Source organism: Cronobacter dublinensis subsp. dublinensis LMG 23823 (assembly GCF_001277235.1).
Classification (GTDB): Bacteria; Pseudomonadota; Gammaproteobacteria; order Enterobacterales; family Enterobacteriaceae; genus Cronobacter; species Cronobacter dublinensis.
The window spans coordinates 1,030,037-1,050,788 of the sequence record NZ_CP012266.1; the positions used below are offsets into that span (position 1 = coordinate 1,030,037).

Consider the following 20,752-nt stretch of genomic DNA (forward strand, 5'->3'; position numbering starts at 1 on the left):
CGGCGGCGTTGCATCTCTATAGTGATTTCCAGAGCCCCGACGCGGGGTAACTAAAAGCCAATTCGAGGGTATAGAGATGAAAAAAGTATTAGCGCTGGTTGTTGCCGCCACTATGGGTCTGTCTGCTGCTGCGTTCGCGGCTGATACCACCGCTGCACCGGCTCCGGCTGCTGCTGCAACCACCACGACCACTGCCGCGCCGGCTAAAGCGCCTGCAGCGAAAACGCACCACAAAAAAGCGCACAAGAAAGCCGTAGAGCAGAAAGCGCAGGCTGCAAAAAAACACCACAAGAAAGCCGCCGAGCAGAAACCGGCTGCTGAGCAGAAAGCCCAGGCTGCTAAAAAGCACCACAAAAAAGCCGTAAAACACGACGCGGCTAAACCGGCTGCCCAGCCTGCTGCATAAGTCTTACGATTCCCCCAGTAATTAAAACACCCGGCTTGCCGGGTGTTTTTTTATGGGTGAAATGTGGCGTGGGGTTGTGGTTAACCGGTGGGTACGCTGCGCTTACCCACTCTACAGAGTTCACATCAGTTTTTGGTAGGGCGGGTAAGCGAAGCGCACCCTCCATCTTCCGGGCGAGCGCTATATCGCGCCGAGATAACGCTCCCGGCGTGACGCTTTAAGGCGCGTTAAATCGACCAGCACCAGACCATCGACGCAGTCGCTGAACGCCGGATCGCTGCCGAAATCGATAAACTGCACGCCGCCGGGCTCGCAGAGCTCCGAATATTGCTTGTAGAGCGGCGGTATGCCGCAGCCGAGATTGCCGAGCAGCGATTTCAGGCGCGTTAAATCCTCCTGATAATTTTCGCCGCCGAACTGCGCCAACGCCTCCGGCAACGAAACCGGATAAGGGCGGCGCGAGGCGGCGAGCGGGTGCTGCGCGGGGAACCAGAGCCGGTAAAACGCCACCAGCAGATCCCGCGCGGCGGGCGGCAGGCCGCCGGAAATCGACACCGGACCGAAGAGATAGCGGTACTGCGGGTAGCGCGCCAGATACGCGCCGATACCCGACCAGAGATAGTCGAGCCCGCGCCGTCCCCAATACTGCGGCTGGATAAAGCTGCGACCAAGCTCAATCCCCTGGCTTAACACGTCATTCATCCGCTCGTCGTAGTGAAACAGGCTGTGGCTGTACAGCCCCTGCGGCCCGCGCAGCGCCACCTGCTGCGCGGTCGGGATAAAGCGATACGCGCCGACAATCTCCAGCGCCGCGTCATCCCACAGCACCAGATGCCAGTAGTCGTCGTCATAGGCGTCGGTATCGCGACGCTTGCCGCTGCCTTCGCCCACCGCGCGAAAGGCGATTTCGCGCAGCCGTCCCAGCTCGCGCAGCACCGGCGCTTCTTCCATACCGTCGCGCCGCCACAGGTAGATGGTTTTACCATCCGGCGTTTTGCCGAGCGTCTCGGCGCTGGCCAGCGCACGGCGCAGCACCGCCCGGTCTTCCGGGCGCGCGATGGCGCATTCCGTTTTAAAGCAGCCTTTTTGTCCCTTGCCGAGGCGCGCCACGTGCAGGCGAAAGCGTGCCGCCATCTCGCGCGGCGGCGTGCTCGCATCGTGCCAGGCGCTCCAGGGAATGCGCTCGCCGATATTCACCGGCAGCGTCGTGCCGCGCTTGCGGAACATTTCGCGAATGAGCATAAGCATGGCGAGCGGCGGGGCGACAAGGGCGGCGCCGTAGAATGCCAGGCTGTTACGCCCGGCGATATGGACCGGCAAAACCGGCGCGCGGTAGCGGCTCGCGAGCTTCACAAACCCGGCGTTCCAGACGCCGTCCTGGATGCCCTCCATTCCGGGGCGCGAGACCTCGCCAGACGGGAAGAAAATCAGGGCGCCGCCGCGCTCCAGATGCGTTTCCATCTCTTTAATGGCGGTTTTGCGGGTGCGGTTGCCGAGATTATCGACGGCGATAAAGAGCGATGAAAGCGGCTCCAGATGGCTCAGCATGCGGTTTGCCACCACGCGCACATCGCGGCGCACGCGGGAGATGGCGTAGAGCAGCGCCAGGCCGTCGGCGGTGCCGGTCGGGTGGTTGGCGACGACGACCAGCGGGCCGTTGTCGGGGATTTGCTCCAGCGCGCGCGCTGGCAAATCGCAGCGAATATCAAGATGCTCCAGCACCTGCTCGACCATATCGAGCCCCTTAAGGTGGCGATGGCGGGCGGCAAAATCCTGAAACTCCTGTTCATACAGCAGACGCTTGAGCGTTTTTTTAAGCCAGGGGGCGGGGGTTTTCTGCGGGTAGAGATCGTCCAGAACGTTGTCGATGCTAAACACGGTTGTGTCTCCTCGGGAACCGTCTGCAGACAGTGATAGACCCGGAAGATGACGCCAGCATGTCAGGGGCGTGAAGGAACGGTCACAGCGCGTGGAGCGCGGGAGAAACGGCGGCGGACAGGGCGTCCGCCGCGGCAGGTCAGAGAATGTTTTTCTCGGCCAGATCGAGGGCGAAGTAGCTGAAAATAAGATCCGCCCCCGCGCGCTTGATAGCGCCGAGGCTTTCCAGAACCACTTTTTCTTCGTCAATCGCGCCCGCCTGGGCGGCGAATTTGATCATCGCGTACTCACCGCTCACCTGATAAGCGCCGAGCGGCAGGCTGGTACGTTCGCGCACATCGCGCAGGATATCGAGATACGCGCCCGCCGGTTTGACCATCAGCGCGTCCGCGCCTTCGGCTTCATCCAGCAGCGATTCACGGATCGCTTCGCGGCGGTTCATCGGGCTCATCTGATAGGTTTTACGATCGCCTTTCAGCGCGGTGCCAGCGGCTTCGCGGAACGGGCCGTAGAACGACGACGCGAACTTGGTGGAATACGAGAAAATCGCGGTGTCCGTGAAGCCCGCCGCGTCCAGCGCCTGGCGAATAGCCTTCACCTGGCCGTCCATTGCGGCGGAAGGGGCGATAAAGTCCGCGCCTGCAGCAGCGGCCACCACGGCCTGACGGCCCAGGTTGATCAGCGTGGCGTCGTTATCCACGCCGTGCTCGCACAGCACGCCGCAGTGGCCGTGCGTGGTGTATTCGCAAAAGCAGGTGTCCGACATCACGATCATTTCCGGCACCGCGTCTTTGGCGATACGCGACATGCGCGCCACCAGGCCGTTTTCATTCCAGGTGTCGCTGCCGCACTCGTCGGTGTGGTGCGAAATGCCGAACGTCATGACGGAGCGGATGCCCGCTTTCGCGATACGCTCGATTTCACGGGCAAGGTATTTTTCCGGGATGCGCATCACGCCTGGCATGGCGGCAATCGGCTTGTAGTCGTCCAGCGCTTCCTCAACGAAAATCGGCAGCACCAGATCGTTGCGGCTTAACGTGGTTTCTTCAAACATGGCACGCAGCGAGGCGGACTGGCGCAGGCGGCGCGGGCGGGAACTCAATGAAAAATCGACCATAATTGCTTCTTATCAGAGAAATGAGACAGGTTTTATTTTAACCCGAAACGGGGGCGGATGTTTGACGATTGTGGGCGCTAACCCGCGCGCAGGCGCAGCGCGCAAGGCCTGCCGGGGTGCAACCGCGCGGGCAGGCCTGATTGCGTCGGTCATTCCCGTTCTTTTAGCAGTTCAACGAGGCGCTCCAGCGCAAAGACCGCAGCCTGATCGATAACGGTTTTGGGGTCGCCGTTGAAGTGGCGTTTTTCCGCCACGGTTTCCTGGCCGGGCATCCCCCAGCCGAACCACACGGTGCCGGGCGGCGTGCCGTCTTCGCCGCCAGATGGCCCGGCGTAGCCGCTTACCGACAGGCTGATATCTTCGCCGGAGCGCTCACGCGCGCCCGCCGCCATTTCATGTACCGTCTGTTCGCTCACGGCGGTGTAGAGGCGCAGCGTCTCTTCTTTCACGCCCAGCATGCGCTGCTTGGCTTCATTGGTGTAAGTGATAAAACCGCTCGAATAAAAGGCAGTGGTATCTTCGGTGGCGCACAGCGTATAGGTAATAAGCCCACCGGTGCAGGATTCCGCCGTCGCCAGTCGTAGCCCGCGCTGGCTGAGATAAATGCCGGCCTGTTTCGCGGCGTGCTGAAGTTTTTCGTTCATTCGATTTCTGTTCTCCATGCCGTTGAGATATTCACATTATAGATGAGTATGCCGCAGGAAATGTAAAAAGTGCCCGGAGCGCAGCGGTAATTATTTTTATTGCTGGTGGTTATTTTATTTTTCAATCCAATAAAGCAACGAGGTTTTATTTGAATGAGTAATCGTTTTCCCGTGGCGCGCAGGCGTGATTATTTCCAGAACGAGGCGATAAAAGGCGGCGGCATCAATTATGCGTGCTGGCGTTAAAAACCAAAGAGTTTGAATTCATACAAAGCGTAAAGAAGAATTGAACCTTTAATTTCCCGGCGTGCATAATTTTGTCGTTAATACACCGCGTTTGTATTACGGCAAACCATTTGATGGACCAACTTTGTGATGTCCCTGAGGAGGGATGATAAATGCGCTCCTGGAAAAAGAAACTTGTAGTCTCACAATTAGCCGTGGCCTGTACGATGGCTATCGCTTCTCAGGCCTCCGCTGCCACGGATATTTCTGGCAAAAGCTACGACACGTTTTATTATGATGGCGGCATTATGTATCAGGGCTATGTCGGCTATGACTATGGCGCTGATTATTATAATGGCAATATTTATCCGCAAATTTCCGGCGCGCATGTCGATGGCGTTATTTCCACCTGGTATCTCGACGATGGCACCAGCAATAATAACAACCGCAACGCGCTGACCATTAAAGACAGCACCATTCACGGGATGATCACCTCCCAGTGTATGACTGATAATTGCGATAACCGCACCGGGGATTATCTCTATAATCGGCTGGCGTTAACCGTCGATAATTCAACCATCGACGATGATTTCGAGCATTATACCTATTATAACGCCGACGATAAAACGACGGCGTCCCAGGATATTTACAACCTCGGCACGGCTATTACGCTCGATCAGGAAACCGATCTGGTTATCCAGAATAACTCCCATGTCGCTGGTATTACGCTGACGCAGGGATATGAATGGGAAGATAATCAGGATGTGACGTCTGCGACGGGCTCAAATAGCAGCGAGATTTTTAATAACACCCTTGTGGTGAAAGATTCCGTGCTGAGCTCCGGCTCATGGACGGATGAAGGCACCCGCGGTTTTTACGGCCATACCGGCAAGGCGAGCGATTACGATAACGCCATTACCGCCGATGATATTGCGCTGGCCGTGGTTGCCAGTCCGGCTGCGGATAACGCCATGCAGACGACGGCCGCTTTCGATAGCTCAACCATTAACGGCGATATCTATTTCGAAAGCACGTTTGATGAGAATTTCGGCGGGTATGATCGCACGACGCCTGACGATGACGGCAATCCGGTCACGACGCACGTTAACGCCTATGACGTCAACGGCGACGGCACGCTGGATTCCAACGGCTGGGATGATACCGACCGTCTGGACGTGACGCTCACCAACGGCAGCAAATGGGTCGGCGCTGCGATTTCGAATGTCGAAGCGACCGCCGAGCTGTATGACTATCAGCCGAACAGCCTCTGGCCGGGCTCTACCTATGGCATCGAAAACAGCGACACGGCGTTTAACGAAGCGGGCCATGTAACGGGCAACGAAGTCTACCAGAGCGGCCTTTTCAACGTGACGCTGCAAAACGGCTCCGAGTGGGATACCCGTAAAGTCTCGAACATCGACGCGCTGGCGGTGGATAACTATTCACAAGTGAACGTCGAAAGCTCCTCGCTGCTGGCGGATTCCATCACGCTGACCAATGCGTCAACGCTGAATATCGGCGACGACGGCGCGGTGGCGACCGATTCCCTGACCCTCGACAGCGGCAGCCAGGCGACGCTTACGGAAGAGACCGCCGCGCTGTACGCCAACACGCTGACCGTTGATAACGGCGCGCAGCTGAACCTCGGCCTGGGACAAGTGGACACCGACCACGTGGTACTGACCGACGGCGGCGTACTGAACGTGGCGAGCCGCGACTATGTGCTGGACGCCTCGCTTGGCAACGCGCGTTACGTCACCAACGATCCGCATCAGAAAGACTACGATGACGGCGTGATTGCGCTGAATGCCGACGGCCATCTGGCGGTGAACGGCGATATATCGGGCAACTACCGGGTGCGTATCGATAACGCTACCGGCGCGGGCGCGATCGCGGACTATCAGGGCAACGAAGTGGTGCGGGTGTACGACGATAACGACGCCACGACCGCGCGTTTTACCGCCGCCAATAAGGCCGATCTGGGCGCGTACACTTACGAGTCGCAGCAGCAGGGCGACACCGTGGTGCTGAAGCAGCGCGAGTTGACCGACTACGCGAATATGGCGCTGAGTATTCCTTCCGCCAATACCAATATCTGGAACCTGGAGCAGGATGTGCTGAGCACGCGTCTCGCGCAGGGGCGTCACAGCGCGGCGGATACCGGCGGCGCCTGGGTGACCTACTTCGGCGGCAATTTCAATGGCGATACCGGCGAGCTGAGCTATGACCAGGATGTGAGCGGCCTGATGGTGGGTATCGATAAACAGGTGGACGGCAATAACGCCAAATGGATGATCGGCGCGGCCGCAGGCTTTGCGAAAGGCGATATGGACGATCGCACCGGCAGCGTCGACCAGGACAGCCAGTCAGCGCGCCTGTACGCCTCCGCGCAGTTCGCCAATAATGTGTTCCTCGACTCCAGCCTGAGCTACAGCCATTTCAGCAATGACCTGAGCGCGGTGATGAGCGACGGCCAGGCGGTGTCCGGCGATGTGTCTTCCGACGCCTGGGGCTTCGGGCTGAAACTGGGCTACGACTGGGCGTTTAACCCGCAGGGCTACCTGACGCCTTATGCCAGCGTCTCCGGGCTGTTCCAGGACGGCGACGGCTATCAGCTGAGCAACGATATGCGCGTCAACAGCCAGTCTTATGACAGCCTGCGTTACGAGCTGGGCGCGGATCTCGGTTACACCTTCAACTACGGTAACGATCAGTCCTTCACCCCGTATGCGAAACTGGCTTACGTCTACGACGATGCGAACGATAACGACGCCGACGTGAACGGCGATGCTATCGATAACGGCGTCGAAGGCTCGGCGGTTCGTGCGGGTCTGGGCGGCAAATTCAGCTTCACCAAAAACTTCAGCGCCTACGCGGACGCCAACTATCTGGGCGGCGGCGATGTGGACCAGGACTGGGCGGCCAATGTCGGCGTCAAATACACCTGGTAACCGCATGATGTAGCGTTAAAAGCTGCCTGTCCCGCGCGGACAGGCAGTTCCCATCAACACACCTGAAATGGATATCTCGCGTGTTAGATCTGGTAAAACCCCGTCATCATCTCGATGCGCTTGCGCGTCATCTCGGCCCGGCAGGAACCCCTTTTGATATTGACGCCCATTGTGAACTCTCGTTTTTCAACGAGCAGGGCGAGCCGCAGTGCTGGTTTTTTAAGGACGGGAGCCTCAATGTCTGGCGTGAGCAGAACCGCATTCACGTCGATTTAATGACCGCGCCGCTTTATTTGAGCTTTTCCGACGCCGTGATCCCGGAACCGCTGCGCTATACGTTGATGACCGAGACGCCGTGTCGTGGCTTTCGTATGCCGGTGCGCCGGGCGATAGAAATTATCGAGCATCGCCAGCTGTGGAAATCGTTCTGCCACTGGCAGACCTGGCTGATGCGCTGGTTTGAGTGGCGCGACGCGCACTTTATCGGCACCACGACCTATTCACAGATCCGCGCCACGTTGCTGACGATGGCGGGCTGGAGCCCGGAGCTGCGCGCCCAGATAGGCGTCATCCACCATATCCAGAATCACACCCATATTTCCCGTTCGGTGATTGCCGAAGTGCTCGCTGAGCTGCGTAAAGGCAAATACATTGAAATGCAGAAGGGAAAGCTGGTGGCGGTGAATAAGCTGCCGCTCAACTATTGAATGCGGAAAGAAAACGGCGCCCCGGGGCGCCGTGAGTGCGGTTACGATTCCGGCGTTGAGAGCGGTTTGTTGCCGCTCAGTTCGGTCACCAGATCGTTGATGCCGTCGCTCATGTTGGTAAAGCGGGTGAGCGGCGAACGGGTTACCACCACGAACGCGCCGATATTGCTCTGCGGCACCATCGCCATGTAAGTGATGAAACCGCCGCCGCCGCCGGTTTTCTGGATGATGCCGGGGCGGCCGTCTTTCGGAGCCATATAGACCCAGCCAAGCCCGAGCGCGTCGGCCTTGCCCGGCACGTCCATACCCACCACGCGGGTCAGCTGCGTGCGCTGATAAATCAGCGTCTGCATCCGGTCGGCCTGCGCGCTGCGGCGGTGAAAATCGGACGCCAGGAACTGCTGCATCCAGCGCATCATGTCGTCCGGCGTGGAGTAGACCCCGCCGCTGCCAATCGCCGCCAGCGTGTTATTGCACGGGCTGGCGCCTTTTTCGGCCACCATCAGGCGCTTGCACTGATCCGGCGAGGGCGTAAACGTGGTGTCTTTCATGCCGAGCGGACGGGTTATCTGCTCTTCAAACAGCTGGGTGTAAGGCTTACCTGCGGCGTTCGCCAGCGCGTCGGCCAGCAGGTCAAAGGCGAGATTGGAATAGGCCGCCGTCGCGCCAGGCGCTGCTTTTAACGTCGCGGTGGAGAGCCACTCCCAGCGCTGCTGACGCGTCGGCCAGACGAACACCGGGCGTTTCGCCGCGCCGCCCGGCTGCTCGCGGGGCAAGGCGCTGGTATGCGTGGCGAGATTCACCAGCCGGATAGGCTCGCCCTGATACGTCGGCACGCGCGCGCCGGACGGCGCGTAACGGCTCAGCGGATCGTCAAGCTTCACCACGCCCTGATCGAGCATTTTCACCAGCATTTCGCTGGTCATCAGTTTGGTGAGCGAGGCGATACGGATAACCGAGTCGAGCTGCGGGCGAACGTTATTGCCGGGGCGCGTTTCGCCGAAGCTTCGGAACACGCGCTGGTTACCGTCAATCACCACGATCGCCATGCCGGTCGCGCCGCTGCCGTAGAAAATATGGTTGGCGTAACGGTCGACGATATCGGACGCAAAGATCGGGTCCGGCGAGGTTTGCGCGGCCTGGGCCGCAGGAAAGGCTGCGCTAATCAGCAGGGCGCAGGAGAGCAGACAACGTTTCAACGAAGCAATCCATTCAGTGAGCGGGGATAGAGGGTATTTATACTACTGCGCGCGGATCTGCAAAGGCCCGAAAAGCGCGTCCGTTGTCGAAAAAACGTAACGACGCGTAACAACAGGTTTTTTTACGCCAATTTTTTGTGCAATCGGTACCGCTTCGCCTGTGGTAACCTCCTGCTTTCCCCGCAGGAGGAGTGTGCAATGTCTGTACCCCAGGTTGTGATGGTGATTGATATGCAGAACGGTGTTTTCGCGACGCCGCGTTTTGACCGGGAAGGGCGAACCGCGCGCATCAATGCGCTGATGGCGGGCGCGGAACAGGTGATTATTATTCAGCACGCCGAAGCGGGCGGGCTGGAAGAAGACTCGCCAGGGTTCGCGCTGCTGCCAGCGCTGAATGTGCCCGAACACGCTCTGAGGGTGACCAAAACCGCCTGCGACGCCTTCTGGAACACGCCGCTTGAGGCGCTGCTGCGCGAGCGCAACATTGAGGCCTTCGTGGTGTGCGGTTGTGCGAGCGACTATTGCGTGGACACGACTATCAAACAGGCGGCAAGCCGCGGTTTTCGCGTCACCATCGCCGGGGACGCCCACACCACCGCCAATCGAACGGCCGCGACCGCGCCGGTGCTTATTGAGCATTACAACGAGGTGTGGGCCAACCTGACGGTGCCGGGCAATCCGCTGCGGGTGCTGAGCACCGCGTCGATACTCACCGCGTGGCAGGCGAACTAACGCGCCTGCGGTCTGTCTCATCACGGCGCGAGCGTGGGCCACGCCGTGACATTTTTGCAAAGGTTACATTTTCAGAAACAATCCGGGCGGCGTGCTGGCCGTTCGTCAGGTTACACTCAACGCCCCTGCCGCGAGGGCAGGGCTGCGGTCATACAGCAACAGCAAAAACAAGAATATTTGCAGGAGTGATTGATGTTTAAATCCTTTTTTCCTCGTCCCACCGCGTTTTTTTTATCGGCGCTGGTCTGGGCGATGCTTGCCGTCATCGCCTGGCAGCTCGGCGGCGACTGGCTTAGCCACCGGCTCGGTGTCGCGGGCGAACTGCCCATCAGCGCGGCCCGTTTCTGGTCGGGCAGTTTTCTGCTTTTCTACGCGTATTACGCGCTCTGCGTCGGGCTGTTCGCCCTCTTCTGGCGCATTTACAGCCCGCACCGCTGGCAGCGCTGGTCAGTTCTGGGCTCGGCGCTGCTGATCTTCGTCACCTGGTTTATGGTGGAGCTGAGCGTCGCCATTAACGCCTGGTACGCGCCGTTTTTCGATCTGATCCAGACGGCGCTCGGCGCGCCGAATAAAGTGAAAATCGAGCAGCTGTATAGCGGCCTCATGGTGTTTCTCGGCATCGCGCTTATCTACGTGACCGTCGGCGTGCTTAACAACTTTTTCATCAGCCATTACATCTTCCGCTGGCGCACCGCCATGAACGAATACTACATGGCGAACTGGCAGCGGCTGCGCCACATCGAAGGCGCCGCGCAGCGCGTGCAGGAAGACACCATGCGTTTCGCCAGCACGCTTGAAGATATGGGCGTGTCGCTGCTGAAAGCGGTGATGACGCTGATAGCCTTTCTGCCGGTGCTGGTGGCGCTCTCGCCGCATGTGAAAGAACTGCCGGTGGTGGGGGCCGTGCCGTATGGTCTGGTATTTGCCGCGCTCATCTGGGCGCTGCTCGGCACCGGGCTGTTAGCGCTGGTTGGGATCAAGCTGCCGGGACTGGAGTTTCGCAACCAGCGCGTCGAGGCCGCCTACCGTAAAGAGCTGGTGTATGGCGAAGACGATCCGACGCGCGCCGATCCGCAGACCGTGCAGGCGCTCTTCAGCAACGTGCGCTTTAACTATTTCCGCCTCTATTTCCACTACACCTATTTCAACATCGCCCGCATTCTCTATTTGCAGGTGGATGCGATCTTCGGCCTGTTTTTGATGTTCCCGTCGATTGCGGCAGGGACGATTACGTTGGGGTTGATGTCGCAGATTGGCAACGTGTTTGGCGAGGTTCGCGGCGCGTTCCAGTATCTGATCAGTTCCTGGACGACGCTGGTGGAGCTGCTGTCTATCTACAAACGTCTGCGCAGCTTTGAGCGCACGCTGAATGATAAACCCGCCCCCGAGCCAGAGGCGCACGAAGCGATGTAACGCGCGCTGCCGCTGCGTCTTCGGAGCGATCCGCTTTTCGCGGCGGCAAAAACGTGGCAGGGTAATCGGCCTGAACCCCGCCTGACAGGATAATCATGGCCGCCACGTTTGACTTTTCCACCCGCTTTCGCCCCCTCACGCTCGCCGCGCTGCTGGCGCTGGCGGGCTGTACCAGCCAGACCTCTGAGACGCCAAAAGGCGCAAAACCGCTCGACGTGCGCGCCGTGGTGAAGCAGAAAATGCCCGCCAGCGTGAAAGACCGTGACGGCTGGGCGCGCGACATCGCCCGCGCGTTTGAAACGCAGAAGATTACGCCCAGCGAAGAGAACATCTGTTCGGTGCTGGCGGTAGCGGAGCAGGAGTCGAATTATCAGGCCGATCCGCAGGTGCCGGGGCTTGGCAATATCGCCTGGAAGGAGATTGAGCGCCGCGCCGGTAAGCTGCACATTCCCGCCTTTGTGGTGCGCACCGCGCTGCTGATTAAATCCCCCAACGGCAAAAGCTACAGCGAACGGCTCGATAACGTGAAGTCCGAACGCGAGCTGAGCGCGATTTTCGATGATTTCATCGGCATGGTGCCGCTCGGTCAGACGCTGTTCGGCAACTTAAACCCGGTGCATACCGGCGGGCCGATGCAGGTCAGCATCGCGTTTGCCGAAGCCCACGCGCGCGGTTACCCGTATGACGTTGACGGCACGCTGCGCCAGGAGGTCTTTACGCGGCGCGGCGGGCTCTGGTTCGGTATTTATCACCTGCTTAACTACCCGGTGGACTACTCGCGTCCGCTCTATCGCTTCGCCGATTTCAACGCCGGCTGGTATGCGAGCCGCAACGCGGCGTTTCAGAATGCGGTCAGCAAGGCGAGCGGCGTGAAGCTGGCGCTTGACGGCGATCTGATCCGTTATGACAGCGACGAGCCGGGCGCGACCGAAAACGCGGTGCGTAAAGTGGCGGGCAGGCTCGATATGAGCGAGAGCGAGATCCATCGTGCGCTGGCGAAAGGGGATAGCGAGGATTTCAGCGACAGCGAACTGTACAAAAAGGTGTTTGCGCTCGCGGATAAACGCGCCGGTAAGGCGCTGCCACGTGAGCTGTTGCCGGGTATTCAATTAGAAAGCCCGAAGATCACGCGTAAGCTCACCACAGCGTGGTTCGCAAAGCGCGTGGACGATCGTCGGGCACGCTGTATGAGTAAAGATTAAAGGCGACGACGTCGCAGGCGAAAGAAAAACGCCATGACCATCGCAAAGACACAGCCTGCCAGAAACGGCACCAGCGCGAACACGGTGCCGACCGCGAGCCCCATTTTGATTTGGGGACGGCCGTTCTCCTGCATCTGCATCAGATTATCCAGAACGCCCGGCGCGTGCACCACGACATTCAGGAGTTGCGCGCCAACCCAGAAAGAAAACAATACAAACAGCGCGTAAGCGAGGTTGCCCAGCGCGGAGGACTTTCCAGGTTTCCCGGCGATTATGGGTTTGGGTAACGATATCTCAGCCATACAGACCTCCGGGTATTCGACCTTCGTACTGGCGTGACGCCAGGTGGTACAGGGTGAAGTTTGGCAGGAGAATTTATTTGTCAATATCGGATTCGTGGTAATTTGGCGGGCAGATTACTCCTGAATGTCAAAATTATGTCGATTCTCACATTTCTGTAACTGCGTTAATAAGTGGTTAACATTCAGACTTTTCCTGCCCGCGCCGCTTATCGATATTCCCCTTCAGAAAATCAGGTTACTGGCGCTTTTTGGCGTCTTTTAAGCGTAACCGTAATGGGCTTCACACCGCGCGACACGGGCCACAGACAGGCGCTGAGGGATATGCGAAGATGCTTTTTTTGACGCTTAGGAGCCACCATGCAACTCTCTGCCAAAATTCGCCGTGACTGGCACTATTACGCGGTCGCACTGGGCCTGATTTTTATTATGAACGGCGTGATTGGCCTGCTGGGGTTTGAAGCGAAAGGCTGGCAAACCTATGCGGTGGGACTGGTGACGTGGGTGATTTGCTTCTGGATAGCGGGCTTTATTATCCGCCGTCGCCCGGAAGAGCCGGGGACGGCGCAAGAGTAGGGCGTTTTAGCCGGTGATGGAGCTTTTCAGCGCCGCATCGGCCTGATGGCGCGCCAGCGCCAGTTCAATCAGGCGGGTGATCAGTTCCTGGTAACCGATGCCGCTCGCCTGCCACAGTTTTGGATACATGCTGATGTTGGTAAAGCCCGGCAGCGTGTTGATCTCATTAATGATCACCTCGTTGTCCGGCCTCAGGAACACGTCGACGCGCGCGAGGCCGGCGCACTCCAGCGCCTGAAACGCGCGTACTGCGATGGCGCGGATCTTCTCGTTGATCTCCGGCGCGATATCGGCAGGCACCACCACGCGGGCGGCCTGATCGTCGATGTATTTGGTGTCGTAAGAATAAAACTCGCTGTTCACCACGATCTCGCCGCAGGTGCTCGCCTGCGGATCCTCGTTACCCAGCACCGCGCACTCAATCTCACGGCCCTGAATGCCGGTTTCCACCACGACTTTATGGTCGAACTCAAAGGCCAGCGCGACGGCGGCGTGATACTGCGCCTCGTCGTTGACCTTGCTGACGCCGACCGATGAGCCCTGATTCGCCGGTTTGACGAACAGCGGCAGGCCGAGCTGCGCTTTAACCTCGGCGAAGGTGATGCGCTGGCGGTTCGCGCGGGTCAGCGTAATAAACGGCGCGACGGCAAGACCGGCGTCGCGCAGCAGACGCTTGGCGACGTCTTTATCCATGCTGACCGCCGAGCCCAGCACGCCTGCGCCGACAAACGGAATATTCGCCATGCGCAGCATCCCCTGCAGGGAGCCGTCTTCGCCGAGCGTGCCGTGGACGATGGGGAAGATAACATCAAGTTGCGGCAGCGCCTGGCGGTTATCGGAATCGATCAGCTGCTGCGCGCTCTGGCCTGGGATCAGCGCGACGTTTTTCTCCGAGCGGTGCAGGGCGATACGCGCCGGGTTATCGGCGTTCAGCAGATAGCGCGACGCGTCGTTCACATGCCACTGGCCCTGTTTATCAATGCCAAGCAGCACCACGTCGAATTTTTCTTTATCAATCGCATCGACGATATTCTTCGCCGACTGAAGCGACACCTCGTGCTCCGCTGATTTTCCGCCAAACACAATGCCCACGCGCAGTTTTGCCATTTTTACAACCCATCCTCAAAGCAGACGAAAGTCCACAACATAGCACGCCCGGCAGGCGGATTCATGTGGTTCGTCGCCCCCTGGCGCGAAGCGGTTATACTTTGATTTTGTGACGGGTTTACGGCGGTGACATGGCGAAAAAAGGGATAGCGATGGTAACGACGCTGGCATTAACGGCGCTGGCAGGCGTCTGGCTGTATGACTATTTGCCTGCCTGGTATAACCCGTTCGCGCCGCTGTCGCCGCTCGATCCGCCGACGATGGTGACGCGCTACAAACTGCGCCAGATGGCGAACGATCCGCAGGCGTGCCTGGCGCTGCTCGACGAAGCCCGCAAGCGGGACATGATCCAGTATCGCGTCCAGACCTCAACCCAGGGCAACTGCCCGCTCGACTCGCCGGTGCGGGTGCAAAGCTTCGGTGAGGTAAAACTCAGCAGCTCGTTTCTCGCAAGCTGCCCGCTGGCGCTCAGTAGCGCCATGTATGTACAGCAACAGGCGAAACCCATCGGCGCGGCGATGGTGGGCAGCCCACTGGTACGCATCGACCACTATGGCAGCTACGCCTGCCGCAATATCTATCATCGCGCCAACGCGCGCTTAAGCGAACACGCGACGGCGGACGCGCTGGATGTCAGCGCGTTTCGTTTCGCCAACGGCCAGCAGATAAGCGTGCTGAAAGGCTGGAAGGAGAGCGGACCGCGCGGCGAGACGCTGCGCGCGCTGTTTGGCCAGAGCTGCCTTTACTTCGGCAACGCGCTCGGGCCGGACTATAACGCGGCGCACGCCAACCATTTCCACTTCGGCATGCGCGGTTTCGGGATCTGCCGCTAAGGATAATCGTCGGCGAATACGGCCCGGTGGTGTGATAAATGTCACAAATGATTTTATATTAATAATAAGCGTCCAAAATATTACAGGCCGCACTGATGGGCATTTCTCCCTGGACGCATCCTGATACTCTTACTCTTCATCGACTTACAGAAAGCAGATAGCGCGCGTATGGAATCCTGGAAGGTTAATCTTATCTCCGTCTGGTTTGGCTGTTTCTTCACCGGCCTTGCTATCAGCCAAATCCTTCCGTTTTTGCCGCTCTATGTCGCCGAGCTCGGCGTGCAGTCGCATGAGGCGCTGTCGCTCTGGTCCGGGCTGACATTCAGCGTCACCTTTCTGGTATCGGCGTTTGTCTCGCCGCTCTGGGGCAGCCTTGCCGACCGTAAGGGCCGCAAGCTGATGCTGCTGCGCGCCTCGCTCGGCATGGCGGTGGCGATTCTGCTGCAGGCCTTCGCGACCAGCGTCTGGCAGCTCTTCGCGCTGCGCGCGTTGATGGGGCTTACCTCAGGGTATATTCCGAACGCGATGGCGCTGGTGGCGTCTCAGGTGCCGCGCGATCGCAGCGGCTGGGCGCTCAGTACGCTCTCCACCGCGCAGATAAGCGGCGTCATTTTAGGCCCGCTGATGGGCGGCTTCCTGGCCGACAGCGTCGGGCTGCGTCCGGTCTTTCTGATAACCGCGCTGTTGCTGATGATAAGTTTCGCGGTAACGCTGTTCCTGATTAAAGAGGGCGCGCGCCCCAGGCTTTCAAAGCGCGAACAGCTCAGCGGCAAAGCCGTGTTCGCCACGCTGCCGGCCCCGTGGCTGGTGGTGAGCCTGTTTATCACCACCATGGTTATCCAGCTCTCCAACGGCTCCGTCAGCCCGATACTCGCGCTCTTTATTAAAGAACTGACGCCGGACAGCAGCAATATCGCCTTCTTAAGCGGGATGATCGCGGCGGTGCCTGGCGTCTCGGCGCTTCTCAGCGCGCCGCGTCTCGGGCGGTTAGGCGACCGTATCGGTACCGCGCGGGTGCTGATGGCAACCCTTGTCATCGCGGTCGTGCTGTTTTTCGCGATGTCGTTCGTCACCTCGCCCTTGCAGCTCGCGGTGCTGCGGTTTCTGCTCGGCTTCGCCGACGGCGCCATGTTCCCGGCCGTGCAGACGCTGCTGGTGAAGTACTCCTCCGATAACGTGACCGGGCGGATTTTCGGCTACAACCAGTCGTTTATGTACCTCGGCAACGTGCTGGGGCCGCTGATGGGGGCCGGGATTTCCGCCGCGGCAGGCTACCGCTGGGTCTTTATCGCCACGGCAATCGTGCTGGTGCTGAACGTCTGGCAGTTCGCTGCGGCGTTAAGACGTAACGCAAAGGCCGCGAATAATTAAAACCGCCCTCGCGGCCAATTAATGGCTTGCGGCACACCACGGCGAATAGCGCGCTGATAATCGCTTTCTTATGCCCCTGTCTTATTTCTGTAAGTAAAACGTTTCGCTCAGATGGATTTTTTGTGGCACCGCACAAAACCGGTGCGACATTAAAAAAAGCCGTTGCGATCACTAGGCAACCCCGATGGCTAATGATAACTTCACAGCAACAATTTCACGGGAAGACAGTTATGAAAAACCTTATAGCTGAACTGCTGCTCAAGCTTGCAGAAAAGGAAGAAGAGTCCAAAGAGTTAGTGGCGCAGGTCGAGGCCCTGGAGATTGTCGTCACCGCCTTGCTGCGTCATCTGGATAGCGAAACGCAACAGACGCTTATCGCAAGCGTGGAAGGGGCGCTCGAAGGGGTGGAGCCGGAAAGCCATATTCCGCAGCGCGATACCGAGCTGCTCCTGCAATACGTAAAAAAGCTGCTGCGGCACCCCAGAACCTGAGCGCATAACGGGCGAGCCGCGTTATTTTTCTGTCACAGAATAACAGTATGCTAATACGCGCTTTTATTTGCTGGCTTCTTCGTGAGGCGGATTATTCTCACGCTCTGAATCAAAGAATAGCTGGCAGTGTTACGGTTATTTTAAGCAGCGGCTGGTCCGTGCGGAGCTTAATGCTTAAGAGGTAACCGCGGCTCCACGATAATAGCTTTTACGTATTGCGCCAGTGCTAATTGCAAAGGTGCTTCCCCCACGCTTTAAAATATATTCTCGCTGTTGTCATAAGTTTATTGTCTGACTGATAAGCGTGCCGATAAAAATAACCGGCTGCGCTTTTTCTGTATTCTCTTTATATCGCTGGTAGGCGCCACAGTGCGTGAGCTCAGGTCACCGCTGACGGGCGTCTTTGCGTCAGGTTAAAAAGGCATCAGCGCACGGATGAAGACAGTAAACTCCTTGATTGTCCATGAGAGAAAAGCCGGATTGCGGCTTTCATTAGTGAAAATTACCGAGCGGCATCACATTAATTCCCGCCATGTGGGGTTATAGCGCGAGGTGAAGCGTTTTTTCTGTTTTATAACCTGCATCACAAAACCCAACCTCATAGCAATTTTATCCATATCTTCGCCGTTTCCCGCCTGACGTCTCTGCGGCGTTACCACTACCGTTATGAGGATGGCTGATTGCCTTTAACGGGAGAAATAAGATGTCCTCGGTAAGTGAATTCTCGCCTGCTGCCAGCGCTCAGGAACGTAAAGCGCGCCGCATGAATCTGTTTGTTTCTTTTTCTGCCGCCGTCGCGGGCCTGCTGTTTGGTCTGGATATCGGCGTTATCGCCGGGGCGCTGCCCTTTATCACCGATCATTTCAGCTTAAGCAGTCGCGCTCAGGAATGGGTGGTGAGCAGCATGATGCTCGGCGCGGCGCTGGGCGCGCTGTTTAACGGCTGGCTCTCGTCGCGGCTCGGGCGTAAGTACAGCCTGCTGGCGGGCGCGGTGCTGTTTATTCTCGGTTCGCTCGGATCCGCGTTTGCGCATTCGCTGGAAATCCTGCTCGCGGCCCGCGTGCTTTTGGGCGTCGCGGTCGGGATCGCCTCCTATACCGCGCCGCTCTATCTTTCAGAGATGGCGTCTGAAAAAGTGCGCGGCAAAATGATAAGCCTGTATCAGCTGATGGTGACGCTCGGCATTCTGCTGGCGTTTTTGTCTGATACCGCGCTTAGCTACAGCGGCAACTGGCGCGCCATGCTCGGCGTGCTGGCGCTGCCCGCCGTGATCCTGCTGGTGATGGTGGTGTTTTTGCCAAACAGCCCGCGGTGGCTTGCGGCCAAAGGGATGCATATTGAGGCGGAAAACGTGCTGCGGATGCTGCGCGACACCTCGGAAAAAGCGCGCGAGGAGCTTAATGAAATTCGCGAAAGCCTGAAGGTGAAGCAGGGCGGCTGGGCGCTGTTTACCGCCAACCGCAACGTGCGCCGCGCCGTGTTTCTCGGCATGCTGTTGCAGGCGATGCAGCAGTTCACCGGCATGAATATCATCATGTATTACTCGCCGAAAATCTTCCAGATGGCGGGGTTCGCCAGCACTGAACAGCAGATGATCGCAACGGTCGTGGTAGGGCTGACCTTTATGCTCGCGACGTTTATCGCGGTGTTTACCGTTGATAAAGCCGGGCGTAAACCGGCGCTGAAAATCGGCTTTAGCGTGATGGCGCTTGGCACGCTGGTGCTCGGCTACTGCCTGATGCAGGTCGATCGCGGACAGATCTCTACCGGCATCTCCTGGCTTTCCGTTGGCATGACCATGATGTGTATCGCGGGTTACGCCATGAGCGCCGCGCCGGTGGTCTGGATTTTGTGCTCGGAAATCCAGCCGCTGAAATGCCGCGACTTCGGCGTCACCTGTTCCACCACCACCAACTGGGTGTCGAACATGATTATCGGAGCCACCTTCCTGACGCTTATTGACCATATCGGCGCGGCGGGGACGTTCTGGCTTTACACGGCGTTGAACCTGGCGTTTGTCGGCGTCACGTTCTGGCTTATCCCGGAGACCAAAAACGTCACGCTCGAACATATCGAGAAGAACCTGATGTCGGGCAAGAAGCTGCGCGATATCGGGCAGTGAACCAGCAAAAAGGGCTACCGGTGGTAGCCCTTTCGTTTTAGCCCTTACTGAGCTTTTCCGATTTCACCATGCACTGGGCCATCGCTTCAATGACCGCAGCGCGCATGCCGCGCTCCTCCAGCACCCGCACCGCTTCGATGGTCGTGCCGCCTGGCGAGCAGACCATATCTTTCAGCTCGCCCGGATGTTTGCCGGTTTCCAGCACCATTTTCGCCGAGCCCATCACCGCCTGGGCGGCGAATTTATACGCCTGCGCGCGCGGCATACCGCCAAGTACGGCCGCGTCGGCCATTGCTTCGATAAACATGAAGACATATGCCGGGGCCGAGCCGCTCACGCCCACCACAGGATGGATCAGATATTCCGCTACCACTTCCGCTTCGCCGAAGCTTCGGAATATCGCGAGCACATTCTGAATGTCTTCGTCGCTGGCGAGCGCGTTCGGTGTGATGGAGGTCATCCCGGCACCCACTAATGAAGGCGTGTTTGGCATGGTGCGCACGATTTTGCGATCGTGTCCCAGCACGGTGGCGAGCTGATCGAGCGTAATACCGGCAGCGATGGAGACGACCAGCGAATCTTTGTTCAGGCTGGAGGCGATATCGCTCATGACTTTCAGCATGATATTGGGCTTCACTGCCCCAAACACGATATCGGCCGCCTGCGCCACTTCCTGCGCGCTGGCGACTGTGTTCACGCCATATTCTTCTTTCAGCGCAGCCCGGCTCTCTTCAGATGGCGTATACACAAACACGCTTTCCGCCTGTGCCTGGCCGCTTGCCAGCAGGCCGCCGAGGATAGCCTTGCCCATGTTGCCGCAACCGATAAAGCCAATTTTCTTTTCCACAGCATCACTCCGTTTTATCGCGTCCAGATTCACAAGAGGTATAGCTTAACGCGCTTTCAGGCAATACGTTAAGGCTTCGGCTACGCTTATCCTGAATCCAGGGAGGTGTGTGATGGCGAAATCTGTCTGTGACGAACGCGCCAGCCGTGAGGTGCCGGTGCGCGAACATATGCACGCCCAGCGCGTCGAGTGGCGTATCCAGCAGGGCGGTAACTGGCTGCTGTTCGCGATAGTGCTTATCGCGCTGCTCGGCGGCTTTTCCGACGGCTGGCTGAGTGAAACGTCGGCCACCAATCGCGAAAAAAGCCTGACTATCGAATACCAGCGCTTTCTGCGCGCCGAAAGCGATGAGCCGTTTGCGCTGCGTATTCAGGGGCCGAAAAACCAGCCGGTGACGCTGACCTTCAGCGGCGATTTCCCCGACAACCTGACGCTGCAAACCCTACAGCCACAGCCGCTTATTACTCATACCGGCCAGCACACGCTGACGCTCACCTTTGCGCCGACGCCCGATGGCGCGCACGCCGTCTGGATGGTGACGCAGCCGCAGTCGGCGGGGCGCTTAACCTCTGCCGTGACGCTTCAGGGCGCGTCGCCGGTGCATCTCACCCAGTGGGTTTATCCGTAGGAGA

19 protein-coding genes are annotated in these 20,752 nt (G+C 58.6%); 12 read left to right on the forward strand and 7 right to left on the reverse strand.

Features of this window, described 5'->3' with window-relative positions:
- Positions 1–76: 76 nt before the first annotated feature.
- Positions 77–406, forward strand: a complete 330-nt coding sequence (gene asr / locus AFK67_RS04730; protein WP_007720469.1) for an acid resistance repetitive basic protein Asr — start codon at positions 77–79, stop codon at positions 404–406.
- 180 nt (positions 407–586) lie between these two features.
- Here the strand turns inward: asr and AFK67_RS04735 are convergent, their stop codons facing one another.
- The 3 genes from AFK67_RS04735 to AFK67_RS04745 all read right to left on the reverse strand — a co-directional run bounded on the left by AFK67_RS04735 (position 587) and on the right by AFK67_RS04745 (position 4,045).
- A complete protein-coding gene (locus AFK67_RS04735; protein ID WP_038884100.1) occupies positions 587–2,284 on the reverse strand; it encodes a bifunctional ornithine lipid synthase OlsF in 1,698 nt (565 codons plus the stop codon).
- Positions 2,285–2,423: 139 nt separating this feature from the next.
- Entirely contained in the window at positions 2,424–3,401 is a 978-nt protein-coding gene (hemB, locus tag AFK67_RS04740) for a porphobilinogen synthase (RefSeq protein WP_007720464.1), read from the reverse strand.
- Between the two features lie 149 nt (positions 3,402–3,550).
- Positions 3,551–4,045, reverse strand: coding sequence for a CinA family protein (locus AFK67_RS04745; RefSeq protein WP_007720461.1), 495 nt, complete (start codon positions 4,043–4,045; stop codon positions 3,551–3,553).
- A gap of 398 nt (positions 4,046–4,443) precedes the next feature.
- Between AFK67_RS04745 and AFK67_RS04750 the strand changes: the two genes are divergently transcribed.
- The gene (locus AFK67_RS04750; protein WP_007720458.1) at positions 4,444–7,221 is read left to right on the forward strand and encodes an autotransporter YaiT-related protein; all 2,778 of its coding nucleotides are present in this window, start codon (positions 4,444–4,446) and stop codon (positions 7,219–7,221) included.
- 80 nt (positions 7,222–7,301) lie between these two features.
- Entirely contained in the window at positions 7,302–7,928 is a 627-nt protein-coding gene (locus AFK67_RS04755) for a helix-turn-helix domain-containing protein (protein WP_007720457.1), read from the forward strand.
- Positions 7,929–7,969: 41 nt separating this feature from the next.
- Here the strand turns inward: AFK67_RS04755 and ampH are convergent, their stop codons facing one another.
- On the reverse strand, positions 7,970–9,127 hold the full coding sequence (ampH, locus tag AFK67_RS04760; RefSeq protein WP_007720455.1) for a D-alanyl-D-alanine-carboxypeptidase/endopeptidase AmpH: 1,158 nt from the start codon (positions 9,125–9,127) through the stop codon (positions 7,970–7,972).
- A 198-nt stretch (positions 9,128–9,325) separates the two neighbouring features.
- Here ampH and AFK67_RS04765 point away from each other — a divergent pair, with 198 nt between their 5' ends.
- The 3 genes from AFK67_RS04765 (at position 9,326) to AFK67_RS04775 (ending at position 12,474) form a co-directional block, all read left to right on the forward strand.
- Positions 9,326–9,859 (forward strand): isochorismatase family protein, encoded by a 534-nt coding sequence (locus AFK67_RS04765; protein WP_007720452.1) that lies wholly within the window; start codon positions 9,326–9,328, stop codon positions 9,857–9,859.
- Positions 9,860–10,051: 192 nt separating this feature from the next.
- Positions 10,052–11,272 (forward strand): peptide antibiotic transporter SbmA, encoded by a 1,221-nt coding sequence (gene sbmA / locus AFK67_RS04770; protein ID WP_038884096.1) that lies wholly within the window; start codon positions 10,052–10,054, stop codon positions 11,270–11,272.
- 95 nt (positions 11,273–11,367) lie between these two features.
- Complete coding sequence (locus AFK67_RS04775) at positions 11,368–12,474, forward strand: DUF1615 domain-containing protein (RefSeq protein ID WP_007720446.1); 1,107 nt, start codon at positions 11,368–11,370, stop codon at positions 12,472–12,474.
- Here the strand turns inward: AFK67_RS04775 and AFK67_RS04780 are convergent.
- Positions 12,471–12,776: a DUF2755 family protein gene (locus AFK67_RS04780; RefSeq protein WP_007720445.1), complete on the reverse strand. Its 306-nt coding sequence runs from the start codon at positions 12,774–12,776 to the stop codon at positions 12,471–12,473. The genes AFK67_RS04775 and AFK67_RS04780 overlap by 4 nt on opposite strands.
- Before the next feature lie 357 nt (positions 12,777–13,133).
- Between AFK67_RS04780 and AFK67_RS04785 the strand changes: the two genes are divergently transcribed.
- Positions 13,134–13,349, forward strand: coding sequence for a DUF2754 family protein (locus AFK67_RS04785; protein ID WP_007720440.1), 216 nt, complete (start codon positions 13,134–13,136; stop codon positions 13,347–13,349).
- 6 nt (positions 13,350–13,355) lie between these two features.
- On the opposite strand, the gene ddlA is transcribed toward AFK67_RS04785, so the two are convergent.
- Positions 13,356–14,456, reverse strand: a complete 1,101-nt coding sequence (gene ddlA, locus AFK67_RS04790) for a D-alanine--D-alanine ligase (RefSeq protein WP_007720437.1) — start codon at positions 14,454–14,456, stop codon at positions 13,356–13,358.
- A 131-nt stretch (positions 14,457–14,587) separates the two neighbouring features.
- On the opposite strand from ddlA, the gene AFK67_RS04795 reads away from it, so the two are divergent.
- From AFK67_RS04795 to AFK67_RS04810, 4 genes are all read left to right on the forward strand, one after another.
- Positions 14,588–15,289 carry an extensin-like domain-containing protein gene (locus tag AFK67_RS04795; protein WP_007720435.1) on the forward strand — a complete coding sequence of 234 codons (702 nt, stop codon included), beginning with the start codon at positions 14,588–14,590 and terminating at the stop codon, positions 15,287–15,289.
- Positions 15,290–15,457: 168 nt separating this feature from the next.
- Positions 15,458–16,660 carry a multidrug efflux MFS transporter gene (locus AFK67_RS04800; RefSeq protein ID WP_007720433.1) on the forward strand — a complete coding sequence of 401 codons (1,203 nt, stop codon included), beginning with the start codon at positions 15,458–15,460 and terminating at the stop codon, positions 16,658–16,660.
- 230 nt (positions 16,661–16,890) lie between these two features.
- On the forward strand, positions 16,891–17,151 hold the full coding sequence (iraP, locus tag AFK67_RS04805) for an anti-adapter protein IraP (RefSeq protein ID WP_007720432.1): 261 nt from the start codon (positions 16,891–16,893) through the stop codon (positions 17,149–17,151).
- A gap of 703 nt (positions 17,152–17,854) precedes the next feature.
- Positions 17,855–19,273: a sugar porter family MFS transporter gene (locus AFK67_RS04810; protein WP_007720428.1), complete on the forward strand. Its 1,419-nt coding sequence runs from the start codon at positions 17,855–17,857 to the stop codon at positions 19,271–19,273.
- 37 nt (positions 19,274–19,310) lie between these two features.
- Here the strand turns inward: AFK67_RS04810 and proC are convergent, their stop codons facing one another.
- The gene (gene proC, locus AFK67_RS04815) at positions 19,311–20,120 is read right to left on the reverse strand and encodes a pyrroline-5-carboxylate reductase (protein ID WP_007720427.1); all 810 of its coding nucleotides are present in this window, start codon (positions 20,118–20,120) and stop codon (positions 19,311–19,313) included.
- A gap of 112 nt (positions 20,121–20,232) precedes the next feature.
- Here proC and AFK67_RS04820 point away from each other — a divergent pair, with 112 nt between their 5' ends.
- Positions 20,233–20,748 carry a hypothetical protein gene (locus AFK67_RS04820; protein ID WP_007720424.1) on the forward strand — a complete coding sequence of 172 codons (516 nt, stop codon included), beginning with the start codon at positions 20,233–20,235 and terminating at the stop codon, positions 20,746–20,748.
- Positions 20,749–20,752 lie beyond the last annotated feature (4 nt).

Bases quoted from the DNA above. Each gene is read 5' to 3' on its own strand.
- hemB (WP_007720464.1), bottom strand. From the start codon at position 3,401: ATGGTCGATTTTTCATTGAGTTCCCGCCCGCGCCGCCTGCGCCAGTCC.
- sbmA (WP_038884096.1), top strand. From the start codon at position 10,052: ATGTTTAAATCCTTTTTTCCTCGTCCCACCGCGTTTTTTTTATCGGCG.
- AFK67_RS04820 (WP_007720424.1), top strand. From the start codon at position 20,233: ATGGCGAAATCTGTCTGTGACGAACGCGCCAGCCGTGAGGTGCCGGTG.
- iraP (WP_007720432.1), top strand. From the start codon at position 16,891: ATGAAAAACCTTATAGCTGAACTGCTGCTCAAGCTTGCAGAAAAGGAA.
- AFK67_RS04775 (WP_007720446.1), top strand. From the start codon at position 11,368: ATGGCCGCCACGTTTGACTTTTCCACCCGCTTTCGCCCCCTCACGCTC.
- asr (WP_007720469.1), top strand. From the start codon at position 77: ATGAAAAAAGTATTAGCGCTGGTTGTTGCCGCCACTATGGGTCTGTCT.
- AFK67_RS04795 (WP_007720435.1), top strand. From the start codon at position 14,588: ATGGCGAAAAAAGGGATAGCGATGGTAACGACGCTGGCATTAACGGCG.
- AFK67_RS04800 (WP_007720433.1), top strand. From the start codon at position 15,458: ATGGAATCCTGGAAGGTTAATCTTATCTCCGTCTGGTTTGGCTGTTTC.
- AFK67_RS04765 (WP_007720452.1), top strand. From the start codon at position 9,326: ATGTCTGTACCCCAGGTTGTGATGGTGATTGATATGCAGAACGGTGTT.
- AFK67_RS04750 (WP_007720458.1), top strand. From the start codon at position 4,444: ATGCGCTCCTGGAAAAAGAAACTTGTAGTCTCACAATTAGCCGTGGCC.
- AFK67_RS04780 (WP_007720445.1), bottom strand. From the start codon at position 12,776: ATGGCTGAGATATCGTTACCCAAACCCATAATCGCCGGGAAACCTGGA.
- AFK67_RS04745 (WP_007720461.1), bottom strand. From the start codon at position 4,045: ATGAACGAAAAACTTCAGCACGCCGCGAAACAGGCCGGCATTTATCTC.
- ddlA (WP_007720437.1), bottom strand. From the start codon at position 14,456: ATGGCAAAACTGCGCGTGGGCATTGTGTTTGGCGGAAAATCAGCGGAG.
- AFK67_RS04785 (WP_007720440.1), top strand. From the start codon at position 13,134: ATGCAACTCTCTGCCAAAATTCGCCGTGACTGGCACTATTACGCGGTC.
- AFK67_RS04810 (WP_007720428.1), top strand. From the start codon at position 17,855: ATGTCCTCGGTAAGTGAATTCTCGCCTGCTGCCAGCGCTCAGGAACGT.